Genomic DNA, 14,215 nt, shown 5'->3' on the forward strand with positions numbered 1-14,215 from the left:
ACACCATGACCACCACCATGACGGCCGAGCAGGCCGGTAGGTTCGCCGACGTCGTCGAACGGCTCGCCGAGAACGTCTCGCATGCCGTGCAGGGCAAACCCCACGTCGTGCGGCTCGCTCTGGTGACCCTCCTCACCGGAGGGCACCTGCTACTCGAAGACGCCCCCGGCACCGGGAAGACCTCGCTGGCCCGCGCCCTGGCCCAGAGCGTGCGCTCGACCACCTCACGCATCCAGTTCACCCCCGACCTGCTGCCCGGCGACATCACCGGCGTGAGCGTGTTGGACCAGGGCACAGGCCGCTTCGTCTTCCACCCGGGACCGGTGTTCGCGAGCATCGTGCTCGCCGACGAGATCAACCGCGCGTCGCCCAAGACCCAGTCGGCTCTCCTCGAGGTGATGGAGGAGGGGCGGGTGACCGTCGACGGGGTCTCGCATCCCGTCGGCGAGCCGTTTCTCGTGGTGGCCACCCAGAACCCCATCGAGCAGGCCGGCACACACCGCCTCCCCGAGGCGCAGCTCGACCGGTTCCTCATCAAGACCTCGATCGGCTACCCCGACCACGCGACCACCCTGCGCATCCTCGAGTCGGCCGCCGAGCCCCCGCACAGCGACCCCCTGCCCTCCATCGTCACCCCGGAAGGCGTCCTCCTCCTCATGGCCGAGGCACGCACGGTGCACGTCGAGGCCGCCGTCAACGACTACGTCTCCCGGCTCGTCCAGGCCACTCGCGACGCCCCTGAGACGAGGCTCGGAGCCAGTGTGCGCGCGGCTCTCGGCCTCGTGCGCGCTGCGAAGACGTACGCCGCCTCGTCGGGCCGGCACTACGTGGTGCCCGACGACGTGAAGGCGCTCGCCGTGCCGGTGCTCGCGCACCGTCTCGTGCTCGACCCCGAGGCGGAGTTCGACGGAGCCACGTCCGAGGGCGTGGTGGCACGCGCGCTGCTCGACGTGGCCCCGCCCGGGGGCGTCGCCCAGGCATGAGCACCGGGGAGACCGACAGCACCGAGACCACCGGGCGCACGGCGCGCACCGGGCCTGCCGCGCCGCCCGCCACCACCGGGCCTGCCGCGCCGCCCGCCACGACCGGTGCGCGCATCGTGGTGAGCCCGGCGGGCTGGTGCGTCGCGGCGACCGCGGCCGTGGGGCTCGTGACGGGTGTCCTCTTCGGCTGGACCGAACTGTTCGTCGCGGGAGTCATCTGCGCCCTCGTCGCCCTGGTCTCGGGCCTGTTCCTGCTCGGAGGCACTCCGGTGCAGATCGGGCTGGAGCCTCCGCCGTCGGAGGTGACCGTCGGAGCGGAGGCGGTCGCGCTGATCACGGTCTCCAACCCCTCGCGCCTCCGGGTTCGCCCCGGAGTGCTCGAGGTGGACATCGACGGCTCGCGTGTGCCCCTCGTCGTCGGCGCACTCGAAGGGCACGCCACGGTGCGATCGCCGCAACGCGTTCCCACAGGACGCCGGGGAGTGGTGACCCTGGGCCCGGTCACGGCCATCACGGGCGACCCCCTCGGGCTGGTGCGGCGCGAGGCGGCGAGGTCGGGCACGATCGACGTCGTCGTGCGGCCGGTCACGGTGGCGCTGGGGAGCGTCGCCCCCGGGCTGTTGCGCGACCTCGAGGGGCTGCCCTCGTCGGTGCTCACCGACAGCGACCTCTCGTTCCACGCGCTGCGGCCGTACACCCGGGGAGACGACCTGAGGCACATCCACTGGCGCAGCAGCGCCAAGAGCGGCACGTTCCTGGTGCGCCAGTTCGAGGAGACCAGGCGCAGTCACGTTCTCGTGCTGCTCGCCACGGCGCCGCACGACCACGCCGACGACGAGGAGTTCGAGCTGGCCGTGAGCACCGCCGCCTCGCTCGGAGTGCGGGCGCTGGCCGAAGAGACGAGGGTGAGCGTGTTCGCGCCCCGCGCCACCGCCGGCGGTCGGGAGCGGCTCGGACGACTCCGTGGTCACGCGCGCTCCGCGCTGCTCGACGACCTCGGGCGCGTCACGCGCGCCGAGGGCGCCCCGGGTCTCGAGCGCGTGGCCGGGGAGATCGCCCGGGAGGCCGCCGACGCCTCCGTCGTCTTCGTCTGTGCCGGTTCGACCGCGAGCGCGGCCCAGCTGCGCGCCGTGTCGGCGATGCTGCCGTCAGGGGCCGAGGTCGTCGCCGTGGTGGCCCGCCCCGCGAGCCCCGGGCGAGCGGCACGGATGGGGCGGCTGCGCATCCTGAACCTCGGCCGGCTCGCCGAGTTGCCGAGGATGCTCGTGCGGGCGGTCGGACTGTGAGCACGGCGACGACGCTCCTCCGGGCGGCCGGCGCGATGCTGCTCACGGTCGTCGCGGCGTTCGCGTGGTGGCCGGTGCACGCCGACGGCGCCTTCGTGCTGCTCGTCTGCGTGACGGCACCCGCGGCGTCGGCGCTCGCTCTGCTCGCCCGCGTGCGGAGCTGGCCGGCCGTTGCGCTCGGCGGTGCCGGGGTGGCCCTGTGGCTGGTTCTCGGGGTGCCTCTCGCGGTGCCGTCGCTGGCCCTGGGCAGGGTGCTGCCCACGCCCGAGGGCCTCTTCGAGCTGGCCGCCGGGCTGATCGAGGGGTGGCGCGGGCTGCTCACCATCGCGCTGCCGGTCGGCGACTACCAGGCGCTGCTCGTGCCGGTGTTCACGCTGGTGCTGGTGAGCGCGCTGATCGCGACCGGTGCGGCGTTGTCGGAGCGGTGGGCGGTGCTGGCGGTGGTGCCGCCGGCGGCGGTGCTCGTGGAGGGAACGGCCTTCGGAGCATCCGTCGGTCCTGCGCCGGCCGCCCAGGTCGGGCTGGGAGCAGTGTTCGGCGTGCTGGTGGTGGTGTGGGCCGCTTGGACGGGGACGGCGCGGCGGGGGAACGGATCGGCTCCCGCCGCTCGGCGGTCGGGCCGGAGGCCAAGGGCGGTGCCGACCGTCGCCGTGGTGGTGGCCGGGGCGGGCGTGGTGGCCGTCGTGGCCGGGCTGTGGTTCTCCGCCGGTCCGGGCGCCGTGCGGGTCGTCGCGCGCGACGCCGTGGAACCGGGATTCGATGCCGCGGCCATGCCGAGCCCGCTGTCGTCGTTCCGGGCGGGGTTCGTGGCCGACCGCGCCGAGGCCGTGGAGTTCATGGTGTCGGGGGTGCCGGCGGGCACCAGACTGGCGGTCGCGCGGCTCGACGAGTTCGACGGCGTCGTCTTCCGGGTGTCCGACGACGACGGACTGGAGCGTGTGACCGGGGCGATCGGCGTCGCTCCTCCAGGTGGATCGACCACCTCGGAAGGCTCCTCCACGGCCGCATCGTCCTCCTCCTCCGCCGCGATGGCGGTGCAGGTCGAGGACTACACCGGAGCCTTCGTGCCGACCGCGGGCACGCCGGAGGAGGTGCGCTTCACGGGCGAGCGCGCCCAGAGCCTCCAGAACGGTGTCTACAGCGATTCCGAGCTCGCCACCGTCGCCGTCGCCGTCCCGCTCGGTTCCGGGGACGGCTACACCCTGGTCTACTCACCGGCCGAGCGGGCCGCTCCGGTGGGCCGTGAGCTCGCCACCCTCACTCCGGGGATGCCGGGAGCGACCGATCCGGGCACTCCCGACGACTCGGTGGTTCCGGCCGCCGTGGGCGCCCGCCTGGCCGAATGGGCACCCGCCGACGCGGCACCGGGTCTCCGCCTCGAGGGCATCGTCGCCGGGTTGCGGTCGGGGTACGTCTCCCACGGGCAGGCGGGTGAGCCCGCCAGCCGCTCCGGTCACAGCACGGCACGGCTGCAGCAGCTGCTCACCGACTCCCCGATGCTCGGCGATGCCGAGCAGTACGCGGCAGCGGGCGCACTCCTGGCACGCGCCGCGGGATTTCCCGCGCGCGTGGTGGTGGGGTATGTGGTGCCCCGACCGGGTGAGGAGGGAGACGTGCCGGGCGGGACGGTCGCCGGGGAGGGGGCGGCGACGGATGCGCGCGGCGCGGCGACGGATGCGAGCGGTGCGGCGATGGATGCGAGCGGTGCGGCGACGGATGCGCGCAGTGCGGCGACCGCGGCGATCGCGGTGCGGGGGCGTGACACCGCCGCGTGGGTCGAGGTGCTCACCCATGAGCAAGGCTGGGTGACCCTCGACGTGACTCCCGAGAGTCGTCCTGTTCCCCCCGCCGTCGCCGAGGACGACCCGATCGCGGTCGAGCCGCCCCGCATCGTCGACCCCGCGCCGGAGCCGGCCGACCGCGGCACCGAACCGTCGGTGACCGCGACCGAGAACGACGACGACTCCCCGCTCCCGCAGACGGAGCCCTGGTGGGGGATCGCGGCCGTCGTCGCCGGCACCGTTGTCGCGCTGCTGCTGGTCGCCGCGATTCCCTTCATGGTGATCCTTCTGATGAAGCGCGCGAGACGTCGACGTCGGCACCGCGCCCCGCCGCGCGCCAGTGCCGCTGGGGCGTGGGACGAGCTGATCGACTCGGCGCGCGACCACGGCCTCCCTCCGCCACCGAGGGCGACCCGCCGCGAGAGCGCCCTTGTGCTGGCCGGCGACTCCGGCGGCGTGCGGCTCGCCGAACGCGTCGACGCCGCAGTGTTCGCTCCCGAGGTGCCCCGGGCCGAGCAGGTCGACGAGCTCTGGCAGGCCTCCGACCGGGAGCGCCGCGCGCTCGGAGAACATCGATCGCGGTGGGGGCGGCTGAGGGCGGCGCTCTCGACCCGGTCGTTGCGCACGTATCATGGCACAGACACGAGAAACGGATAGACCAGTGAAGTGCAGAACCTGCGGCACGTCTCTGACCGCCGGAGCCCTGCTCTGCGGCGAGTGCGGAACCTCCGTCATCGCCCCTCGTCCCACCCTCGGCGACACCGCCCACCATGACCGGGCCGCCCTCCGCGCTGCTCTGCGCCGGCCCGCCCCTGCCGCGCCGGTGGCACCGCCCGCCGCCGTGACCCCACCCGCTCCCGCGCCCGCACCGCAGGCGCCCGCCGTACCTGGGGTGCCCGCCGAACCGCAGTCGCCCGCACCGCAGGCGTCCCCCGCGCCGCAGGCGCCCGCCGCACCTGGGGTGCCCACCACCATCACCACCCGACGCGCCGCCCGGGCCGCGGCCCGCGCATCCGCACCCACCCCCCGCGACGACCGCGCCGTGCACCACCTCCGCTTCAGCACGGGCGAGAGCATCCGCGTCGCAGGCTCCGGCCTCGTGGGCCGCAGCCCGTCGCCCGCCGACGGTGAGACCCTCGACTACCTCGTGCAACTCGTCGACCCTGCACGCAGCGTCTCCAAGACCCACCTCGAGTTCGCCGTCGACGGCGACGACTTCTGGGTCCGTGACCGCGACTCGACGAACGGCACCCGAGTGCTCCCGCCCGTCGCAGGTGACCAGGGCGGCACGACGCCCCCCGGCACCACACCCCTCGATCTCGCCCCCGGCACCTGGCACCGCATCCCGCGCGGCACCCGAGTCGAACTCGGCGACCAATGGTTCGATCTCTCCTGAGACCTCCTGAGACCTCCTGAACCCCCCTGAGACCTTCGCGCCTCGTCTGAGCCTTCACCACCCCACCGACGAAATCGAAGGTCATTCCACCGTTTCGGCACGGATTTCGTAAAGTCTTTGTTTCAGAATGGCTACTTTCGCCGTTCGTGCTGGTGCATCCGACCACCGCCGTGCCAGGATCGGTGCACCCAGAACAGGTGCACCAGACCAGAGGAGACAGCGAGAGATGCCTTTGAAGCCGCCTACCGATCCGATGATCATCCAGGCCATCCGCCACTCCCAGGCGTTGCAGCGCGCCCGTGCCCTCACCCTCTCGCGGCGCGGCTTCATCGGGGCGGCCGGATTCGGCGCCACGGCGCTGGCGCTCGCCGCCTGTTCGGGTGAACAGCGCACCCTCACCCCCGCCAAAGACCTCTCCGCCACCGAGAAGACCCTCACCTGGGACAACTGGCCCGCCTACATGGACGAGGACGACGACGGCAACTACCCCACCCTCATCGGCTTCCAGGACGAGACCGGCATCGAGGTCACCTACAACGTCACCGTCGACGACAACAACAGCTACTACGCCAAGGTCAAAGACCAGCTGGCGCTCGGGCAGGACATCGGCGCCGACACGGTCTGCCTCACTGACTGGATGGTCGCCCGCCTGGTGCGCCAGGGCTACCTCCAGGAGCTCGACCACGCGAACATCCCCAACATCGCCAACCTCGCCGAGGCCTTCGCGAACCCCGACTTCGACGAGGGCCGCACGCACTCGCTGCCGTGGCAGGGCGGCTTCGCCGGCATCTGCTGGAACAAGGAGAAGGTGCCGGGCGGCCTCGCGAGCGTCGACGACCTGTGGAACTCCGAGCTCAAGGGCCGCGTCGGCGTGCTGAGCGAGATGCGCGACACCATGGGCCTCATCATGCTGAGCCAGGGCACCGACATCACCGGCGAGTGGGGAGACGACGAGTTCGCCAACGCGATGGATGCGTTCACCCAGCAGGTCGAAGACGGCCAGATCCGCAACATCAAGGGCAACGCCTACCTCAACGACCTGCAGTCGGAGGACACCTACGCGGCCATCTGCTGGTCGGGCGACATCACGAGCCTCAACGCCACGGCGGGCGACAAGTGGGAGTTCGCGATCCCGGATGCGGGCGGCACGCTCTGGAACGACACCTTCATCGTGCCGATGGGCTCGGCCCACAAGGCCAACGCCGAGGCCGTCATGAACTACTACTACGAGCCCGAGGTCGCCGCCGAGCTCGCCGCCTGGGTGAACTACGTCACCCCGGTGGTGGGCGCCAAGGAGGCGATGGACGCCATCGACCCCGACCTCGCGTCGAACCAGCTCATCTTCCCCGACGAGGAGACGCTCTCCACGGTGCACGTGTTCCGCACGCTCACCCCGCAGGAGGAGAACGACTACCAGGCCCAGTTCCAGAAGGTGCTGCTGGGCAGCTGATGGCCACGTCATCCATCGCGTCGTTCGCCGAGGCGGGGGCCGACCTCGAGCTCGCCGGCATCACCAAGCGCTTCCCGGGCTTCACCGCCATCGAAGAGCTCGACCTGTCCATCCCGGCCGGCTCGTTCTTCGCCCTGCTCGGTCCCTCCGGCTGCGGCAAGACGACCACGCTCCGGCTGGTCGCGGGGCTCGAAGAGCCGACCTCCGGGCGCATCCTCATCGGCGGTGCCGACGTCACGAGCACCAAGCCGTTCCAGCGGCCGGTGAACACCGTGTTCCAGTCGTACGCGCTGTTCCCGCACATGACGATCCTCGAGAACGTGGCGTTCGGTCTGCGCCGCCGCAAGATCGCGGATGCGGTGGGCAAGGCCCACGAGGCGCTCAAGCTGGTCGAGCTCGACCACGTCGCGGCTCGTCGCCCCGCCCAGCTGTCGGGCGGTCAGCAGCAACGCGTCGCTCTGGCCCGCGCGATCGTGAACCGCCCGGCGCTGCTGCTGCTCGACGAGCCGCTCGGCGCGCTCGACCTCAAGCTCCGCCGCCAGATGCAGCTCGAGCTCAAGACCATCCAGACCGAGGTGGGCCTCACCTTCCTCCACGTCACCCACGACCAGGAGGAGGCCATGACCATGGCCGACACCGTCGCGGTGATGAACAAGGGCCGCATCGAGCAGATGGGCGCGCCCGAAGAGCTCTACGAGCTGCCGCGCACCGCGTTCGTCGCGAACTTCCTCGGGCAGTCCAACCTCTTCACGGGCGACGTGGTCGCGTCCACCGCCGACCACATCACGGTCGACGTGGCGGGTGTCCCCATCGTGGTGCCCCGCAAGCGTGCCCAGAGGCACGCGGGCGAGGTGGCGATCGGCGTGCGCCCCGAGAAGGTGTCGCTGCTCACGGAGGCCCCCACTCCCGAGGCCGGCCGCAACGTGCTCGGGCCGGGCCGGGTGACGGATGTGTCGTTCTCGGGCGTGAGCACCCAGTACCTCGTCGAGGTGCCCGGGGTGGGCGAGCTCATCGTGTTCGCTCAGAACATGGTGTTCGGGCCGGTCGTCGCGGTGGGCGCCGAGGTGTGGCTGTCGTGGAACGCCGAGCACGGCTTCGGTCTCGACGACGATCCCGGCGTGGTGCCCCGCTTCGTGCCCGACGACTCGACCGAGTCGATCGCCATCCAGCGGCGCATCGCGCTCGAAGAAGAGCTCGAGCAGGCGTAGGGGAGCGGCATGGCCTTCTCCGCATTCGCGTCGCAGCCCGCGGTCGAGCAGGCGCCGCGCAAGCGCAGCTTCATCGCGCTGGTGCTGCTCCTGCCCGGCATCCTCTACCTGGTGCTGTTCTTCCTCACGCCGCTGGTGTCGCTCATCATCACGTCGTTCCAGGCACCCGACCTCTACGGCGACATCGGCGACTACGTCACGGCCTTCCGCTGGGAGAACTACACCGAGGCGGTGGGGGAGTACTGGCCGCTGATCCTGCGCGCCTTCGGCTACGCCATCGTCGCGACCGTGCTGGCGCTGGTCATCAGCTACCCGATCGCCTACTTCATCGGGGTGAAGGCCCGGCGCTGGCCGCTGCTGCAGAGCCTCATGCTCACGCTCGTGATCGCCCCGTTCTTCATCAGCTTCCTGCTGCGCACCCTGGCCTGGAAGCAGATCATGTCCGACGAGGGCCCGATCGTGCAGGCGCTCAAGGCCGTGGCCATCCTGCCCTCCGACGGGCACCTCACGGGCACGGCGTTCTCGGTGATCTTCGGTCTCACCTACAACTTCATCCCGTTCATGACGCTCCCGCTCTACGCCACTCTCGAGCGCCTCGATCTGCGCTACATCGAGGCGGGGGCCGACCTCTACGCGAGCCCGTTCACCACCTTCCGCAAGGTCACCATCCCGCTCTCGATGCCCGGCATCGTGTCGGGAACGCTGCTCACGTTCATCCCGGCCGCCGGTGACTACATCAACGCCAGCCGCGACTTCCTCGGTTCGGCGTCGACCTCGATGGTCGGCAACGCGATCGAGGCGAACTTCCTCGTGCTGCAGAACTACCCGGCGGCGGCGGCGCTGTCGATCGTGCTCATGGCGGTCATCCTCATCATCGTGGGCGTCTACGTGCGCCGCTCCGGAACGGAGGACCTGGTATGAAGCGCCGCGACGGCCTCGGCCTGGGCATCTACACCGTCATCGCGCTGGTGTTCCTGCTCATCCCGATCGCCTACACCTTCGTGTTCTCGTTCAACGACTCGGGCAAGCTCAACATCGCCTGGCAGGGGTTCACCTTCGACAAGTGGCTCACCGTCTGCAGCGTGCAGGGGCTGTGCGAGGCTTTCGCGAACAGCATCATCGTCGGCCTCGTGGCGACGGTGCTCGCCACGGCGCTCGGCACGCTCATCGCGATCGCGCTCGTGCGCTACCGGTTCCGTGCGCGGTCGGCCATCAGCCTGCTGCTGTTCCTGCCGATGGCGACCCCCGAGGTGGTGCTCGGCGCCGGTCTGGCGGCGCAGTTCCTCACGGTGGGGGTGGAGAAGGGGCTCGGCACCATCATCCTGGCCCACACCATGTTCTGCATCAGCTTCGTGGTGGTGACGGTGAAGGCGCGCGTGGCGTCGCTCGACCCGGCGCTCGAGGAGGCGGGGCGCGACCTCTACGGCTCGCCCGGCCAGGTGTTCTGGCGGGTCACCTTCCCGCTGCTCATTCCGGGCATCGCGGCGGCGGCGCTGCTGTCGTTCGCGCTGAGCTTCGACGACTTCATCATCACGAACTTCAACTCCGGGTCGGTCAACACCTTCCCGAAGTTCATCTACGTGGCCGCCGCGAGGGGTATCCCGGCGCAGGTGAACGTGATCGCCTCGGCGGTGTTCCTGCTCGCGATCGTGCTCGTGATCGTGGCCCAGGTGTCGCGGGCCGCCCGCGAGAAGCGGCTGGCGCGGCTCGGCTGAGGAGGGCGTGCGGCGCGCGCGCTGCGCTCAGAACGAGGTGCGGATGCTGCCCACGATGCTCGCGCCGCCGTGGGTGTCGAGGTCGAGCAGCGGTGTCATGCCGGCGAGCTGCTCCTCGCTGATCGAACCGTGACGGGCGAGCAGCGTGAGCGCTACGAGCGACGCGGCGCGAAGGCTCCCGTCGAGCATCTTGACCGCCACGGAGGCGCCGTCGGGCGTCGCCATCACCATGACGCCCTCGGCCCCCAGCTTCGCCACCACGCCGAGACGATCGATCACGACGGTGTTCGCGCGTCCAGGCCCGTCGATGGCCCAGCCCTGGGCGAGGATGCTGTCGGTCAGCTGCTTCGCCGGCCCCCCGGTGGCCCTCCGGATGCGTCCGATGCCCCGCGCGAGCGCCACGAGCGACATCGCGTGCACCGGTGCCCCGCATCCGTCGACCCCGGTGTGAACGATCGGCTCGCCGGTCTCGCGCTCCACCACCGCGGCGATGCGCTGCTGCAGCGGATGCGCGGGGTCGAGATAGGTGGTGGTGCTCCAGCCGTTCTGCACGCAGGCGTAGAGCATCGCGGCGTGCTTGCCCGAGCAGTTCATGTAGACGGGGGAGCGGCCTCCGTGCGCGCGACCGACCGCGTCGCGCGCGGCCGAGTCGCCCGGCCAGTCGGGCGGGCAGCCGAGGTCGTCGACCCCGAGCCCGGCGAGGGCGAGGATGGACTCGACCACCTCCACGTGCGCGGGCGTGGCGGAGTGGCTCGCGGTCGCGAGTACGGTCTGCACGGGGTCGAGTGAGACCCCCGACTCGAGCACGGCCAGCGCCTGGAACGGCTTCATGCACGAGCGCGGGTACACCGGATGCGCGGGGGCGCCGAGCGACACCACCACCTCGCCCGCGGGGTCGAGCAGCACCGCCGAGCCGAGGTGGCGCGACTCCACGAAGCCGCTGCGGGTGACGACGGCGAGCTCGGCGCTCTCCGCCGCCGGAGCGGTGCCGGGTGTCACAGCGCCGGCCGACGTACCCGTCGCGCCCGTCGCGCTCACGCGCCGAGCCGCGCGAAGCCCTCCTCGATCACCGCGAGGGCGTCGAGCAGCAGCTCCTCGCTGATCGCGAGGCTGGGCAGAAAGCGCAGCACGTTGCCGTAGGTGCCGGCGGTCAGCACGAGCACGCCGTTCTGGGCGGCGTGGGCGACGATCGCGTTCACGGCCTCGGCGTTGGGCGCCTTGGTGGTGGCGGCGGTGCCGGGCTGCACGAGCTCGATCGCCACCATCGCACCGATGCCGCGCACCTCTCCGATGACGTCGTAGCGCTCCTGCAGGGCGGTGAGCCCGCTCACGAGGGTGCTCTCGATGCGGCGGGCGGCGGCGAAGCCCTCGCCGCTCTCGAGCTGCTCGAACACTGCGACCGCCGCGGCCGCGGCCACGGGGTTGCCGCCGAAGGTTCCGCCGAGGCCGCCAGGCTGGGCCGAGTCCATGATCTCGGCACGACCGGTCACGCCGGCGAGCGGCAGACCGCCCGCGATGCCCTTGGCCGAGAGCACCAGGTCGGGCACGAGCCCGAAGTGCTCGCTCGCGAACCAGGCGCCGGTGCGGGCCATCCCGCTCTGGATCTCGTCGGCGATGAACACCACGCCGTTCGCCGTGCACCACTCCTGCAGCGCCGGGAGGAAGCCGTCGGCCGGCACGACGAAGCCGCCCTCGCCCTGGATGGGCTCGACCACGAGGCAGGCCAGGTCAGCTGCGCCGACGGTCTTCTCGAGGTAGCCGATGGTGCGGGCGGCGGCCTCGGTGCCGCTCAGACCGTCGTGGTACGGGTAGGAGTTCGGCGCCCGGTAGACGTCGCCGGCGAGCGGGCCGAACCCGGTGGCGTAGGGGGCCGCCTTGAAGTTCATGGCCATGGTGAGGTTGGTGCGGCCGTGGTAGGCGTGGTCGAGCACGGCCACACCGTTGCGGCCGGTGTGCTTGCGGGCGATCTTCACGCCGTTCTCCACCGCCTCCGCCCCGGAGTTCACCAGCACGGTGCGCTTGGCGAAGTCGCCGGGGGTGTGCGCGGCGAGCAGCTCCGCCACCCGCACGTACTCCTCGTAGGGGGTGATGGTGAAGAGGGTGTGGGTGACGTCGCCCAGCTGGGCGGCCGCCGCATCCACGACCCCCTGGTCGGTGTGGCCGATGGTGGTGACGCCGATGCCGGCGCCGAGGTCGATGAACTGGTTGCCGTCGACGTCGGCGATGATCGCCCCGTGCGCCTTGGCGATGTAGACGGGCAGGGCGCTGGACACACCGGGCGGCACGACGGCCAGGCGTCGCTGCTGCAGTTCCACCGACTTCGGGCCGGGGATCGCCGTGACGACCTTCCGCTCCTGAGTGAGGGTGTTCGCGGCTGCAGCCGCCGGGGCGTCGATGATGTCAGTCATAGTCAGGCAAGCTTAGGCCAGCGCTCCCGCGAGCGCCGGGTAGCATGGCCGCGTGACTCGTGAGCATCGCTACAGGGTGGATGTTGCCTGGCTGGGCAATCGCGGCACCGGCACCAGCGGCTACCGCGACTACCGGCGCACCAGCGTGGTCGAGGCGGCCGGCAAGCATCCCATCGAGGCCTCGGCCGACCGCACCTTCCACGGCGACGCAGACCGCTGGAACCCCGAGGAGTTGCTGCTCGCCGCGCTCAGCGAGTGCCACATGCTCTCGTTCCTGCACGTCGCGGTGAAGCACGGCGTGGTGGTGACGGCCTACACGGATGCTCCGGAGGGCGTGATGGAACAGGACGGCGACGGGGGGCGCTTCACCTCGGTGACCCTCCGCCCGGTGGTCACCACCAGCGCTCCGGTCGACCCCGACGAGCTCGCGCTGATGCACCACGAGGCGAACGCGGTGTGCTTCATCGCGAACTCCGTGTCGTTCCCCGTGCTGCACGAGCCGCGCGCGCTCGTGGCCTGAGCCCGTGGCCGAGTCGATGGTCGGATCGAAGGCGGGGGCGAGTTCGCCGGCCCAGCGTCTGGTGCTCGCCGTCGCCATCCTCTCGGCCTTCGTCTCCTTCCTCGACGCCACCGTCATCAACGTGGCCCTGCCCGCGATCGGGCGCGAGCTCGGCGGAGGTCTGTCGACGCAGCAGTGGGTGGTCGACGCCTATCTGCTCACGCTCGGCTCCGTCATCCTGCTCGCGGGATCGCTCTCCGACGTGTTCGGCCGCAAGCGCGTGCTGCTCGCCGGCCTCGTGGGCTTCGGTGCCACCTCGCTGCTGTGCGCCTTCGCGCCCACCATCGAGGTGCTCATCCTGGCCAGAGCCCTGCAGGGGGTGGCGGGAGCCCTCCTCGTGCCGAGCTCGCTGGCGCTCATCCTGGCGAACTTCTCCGGCCCCGCCCAGGGCAGGGCGATCGGCATCTGGACCGCCTTCACGAGCGTGGCGAACATCGCCGGCCCGGTGCTCGGGGGCGTGCTCGTCGATCAGCTGAGCTGGCGGCTGGTGTTCGGCATCAACGTGCTGCCGATCGCCGTCACCCTCGTGCTGCTCGCCCGGTTGCCGCACGACGCGCCGCACGCACCGGGCGCCCGGGTCGACGTGCTGGGGGCGGTGCTCGGCATGGTGGGACTCGGTCTGCCGGTGTTCGCGCTCATCGAGCAGGTGAACTTCGGCTGGGCCTCGCCGGTGGTGCTGGTGCCGCTGGTCGTGGGCGCCGCCGCCCTCGTGCTCTTCGTGCTCCACGAGCGGCGGGCCGCGCAGCCGATGCTGCCGTTGTCGCTGTTCCGCTCGCGCAACTTCTCGGCGGGCAACGTGGCCACGGTGTTCATCTACGGGGCGCTCTCGCTCGGGTTCTTCAGCCTCGCCGTCTTCCTGCAGCAGGTGGCCGGGTACAGCGCCACGCTCGCGGGCTTCGCCACCATTCCCACGAGCATCCTGCTCATCGGACTGTCGACGCTCTTCGGGCGACTGAGCGGGCGATTCGGCCCGCGGCTGTTCATGACCGTCGGACCGCTGCTGGCGGGCGCCGGGTTCCTCCTGCTGCTGAGGGCGGATGCGAGCGCCGACTACCTCACGCAGGTGCTGCCCGCGGTGCTCGTCTTCGGCCTCGGCATGGCGATCACGGTCGCCCCGCTCACCTCCGCCATCCTGGGCGCCATCGAGCCGGCGCGCTCAGGCATCGCCTCGGCGGTCAACAATGCGGTCTCCCGCGTCGCGGGCCTCATCACCATCGCGCTCGCGAGCGTGGTCACCGGAGCGGCGGTGCTCGACCTCGCCGGGTTCCACCGCGTCGCCCTCGTCACGGCCGTGCTGTTCTTCGCCGGTGCCGCCGTCTCGTTCGTGGGCATCCGCAACCCCGGCCCCGGCACCGGCACCGGCCCCGCTCCCAGCGAGCGGCCAGCTTGACCCAAGGCCGCTGCGACAGACTGTCGCCGTCCCCCACCA

At 71.5% G+C, this 14,215-nt stretch carries 12 protein-coding genes; 10 read left to right on the plus strand and 2 right to left on the minus strand.

Annotated elements, in window-relative coordinates; translation table 11 throughout:
* The first annotated feature begins 5 nt into the window (after window positions 1–5).
* The 8 genes from N1031_RS00935 to N1031_RS00970 all read left to right on the plus strand — a co-directional run bounded on the left by N1031_RS00935 (window position 6) and on the right by N1031_RS00970 (window position 9,819).
* Window positions 6–983, plus strand: a complete 978-nt coding sequence (locus N1031_RS00935) for an AAA family ATPase (protein ID WP_259477710.1) — start codon at window positions 6–8, stop codon at window positions 981–983.
* Complete coding sequence (locus tag N1031_RS00940) at window positions 980–2,269, plus strand: DUF58 domain-containing protein (RefSeq protein WP_259477711.1); 1,290 nt, start codon at window positions 980–982, stop codon at window positions 2,267–2,269. Before N1031_RS00935 ends, N1031_RS00940 begins: the two co-directional genes overlap by 4 nt.
* Complete coding sequence (locus N1031_RS00945; protein WP_259477712.1) at window positions 2,266–4,707, plus strand: transglutaminaseTgpA domain-containing protein; 2,442 nt, start codon at window positions 2,266–2,268, stop codon at window positions 4,705–4,707. The genes N1031_RS00940 and N1031_RS00945 overlap by 4 nt, the downstream gene beginning before the upstream one ends.
* Before the next feature lie 4 nt (window positions 4,708–4,711).
* Window positions 4,712–5,446, plus strand: a complete 735-nt coding sequence (locus N1031_RS00950) for an FHA domain-containing protein (RefSeq protein ID WP_259477713.1) — start codon at window positions 4,712–4,714, stop codon at window positions 5,444–5,446.
* A gap of 226 nt (window positions 5,447–5,672) precedes the next feature.
* Window positions 5,673–6,896 carry an ABC transporter substrate-binding protein gene (locus N1031_RS00955; protein WP_259477714.1) on the plus strand — a complete coding sequence of 408 codons (1,224 nt, stop codon included), beginning with the start codon at window positions 5,673–5,675 and terminating at the stop codon, window positions 6,894–6,896.
* Window positions 6,896–8,104 carry an ABC transporter ATP-binding protein gene (locus tag N1031_RS00960; protein WP_259477715.1) on the plus strand — a complete coding sequence of 403 codons (1,209 nt, stop codon included), beginning with the start codon at window positions 6,896–6,898 and terminating at the stop codon, window positions 8,102–8,104. Before N1031_RS00955 ends, N1031_RS00960 begins: the two co-directional genes overlap by 1 nt.
* A gap of 9 nt (window positions 8,105–8,113) precedes the next feature.
* On the plus strand, window positions 8,114–9,025 hold the full coding sequence (locus tag N1031_RS00965; protein ID WP_259477716.1) for an ABC transporter permease: 912 nt from the start codon (window positions 8,114–8,116) through the stop codon (window positions 9,023–9,025).
* Window positions 9,022–9,819: an ABC transporter permease gene (locus N1031_RS00970; RefSeq protein ID WP_259477717.1), complete on the plus strand. Its 798-nt coding sequence runs from the start codon at window positions 9,022–9,024 to the stop codon at window positions 9,817–9,819. The genes N1031_RS00965 and N1031_RS00970 overlap by 4 nt, the downstream gene beginning before the upstream one ends.
* A 27-nt stretch (window positions 9,820–9,846) precedes the next feature.
* Here the strand turns inward: N1031_RS00970 and N1031_RS00975 are convergent, their stop codons facing one another.
* A complete protein-coding gene (locus N1031_RS00975) occupies window positions 9,847–10,857 on the minus strand; it encodes an asparaginase (RefSeq protein ID WP_310795657.1) in 1,011 nt (336 codons plus the stop codon).
* Window positions 10,854–12,227: a 4-aminobutyrate--2-oxoglutarate transaminase gene (gene gabT, locus N1031_RS00980; RefSeq protein WP_259477718.1), complete on the minus strand. Its 1,374-nt coding sequence runs from the start codon at window positions 12,225–12,227 to the stop codon at window positions 10,854–10,856. The genes N1031_RS00975 and gabT overlap by 4 nt, the downstream gene beginning before the upstream one ends.
* Window positions 12,228–12,279: 52 nt before the next feature.
* On the opposite strand from gabT, the gene N1031_RS00985 reads away from it, so the two are divergent.
* Together N1031_RS00985 and N1031_RS00990 are read left to right on the plus strand one after the other, a co-directional pair.
* Window positions 12,280–12,747 carry an OsmC family protein gene (locus tag N1031_RS00985; protein ID WP_259477719.1) on the plus strand — a complete coding sequence of 156 codons (468 nt, stop codon included), beginning with the start codon at window positions 12,280–12,282 and terminating at the stop codon, window positions 12,745–12,747.
* Between the two features lie 4 nt (window positions 12,748–12,751).
* Complete coding sequence (locus N1031_RS00990; protein WP_375163594.1) at window positions 12,752–14,176, plus strand: DHA2 family efflux MFS transporter permease subunit; 1,425 nt, start codon at window positions 12,752–12,754, stop codon at window positions 14,174–14,176.
* The last annotated feature ends 39 nt before the right edge of the window (window positions 14,177–14,215 follow it).

This window comes from Herbiconiux moechotypicola, from assembly GCF_024979255.1.
GTDB classification, from domain to species: domain Bacteria; phylum Actinomycetota; class Actinomycetes; order Actinomycetales; family Microbacteriaceae; genus Herbiconiux; species Herbiconiux moechotypicola.

Excerpts from the sequence above, each read along its gene's own strand:
- N1031_RS00970 (WP_259477717.1), top strand. The coding sequence starts at position 9,022 with ATGAAGCGCCGCGACGGCCTCGGCCTGGGCATCTACACCGTCATCGCG.
- gabT (WP_259477718.1), bottom strand. The coding sequence starts at position 12,227 with ATGACTGACATCATCGACGCCCCGGCGGCTGCAGCCGCGAACACCCTC.
- N1031_RS00965 (WP_259477716.1), top strand. The coding sequence starts at position 8,114 with ATGGCCTTCTCCGCATTCGCGTCGCAGCCCGCGGTCGAGCAGGCGCCG.
- N1031_RS00960 (WP_259477715.1), top strand. The coding sequence starts at position 6,896 with ATGGCCACGTCATCCATCGCGTCGTTCGCCGAGGCGGGGGCCGACCTC.
- N1031_RS00955 (WP_259477714.1), top strand. The coding sequence starts at position 5,673 with ATGCCTTTGAAGCCGCCTACCGATCCGATGATCATCCAGGCCATCCGC.
- N1031_RS00935 (WP_259477710.1), top strand. The coding sequence starts at position 6 with ATGACCACCACCATGACGGCCGAGCAGGCCGGTAGGTTCGCCGACGTC.
- N1031_RS00940 (WP_259477711.1), top strand. The coding sequence starts at position 980 with ATGAGCACCGGGGAGACCGACAGCACCGAGACCACCGGGCGCACGGCG.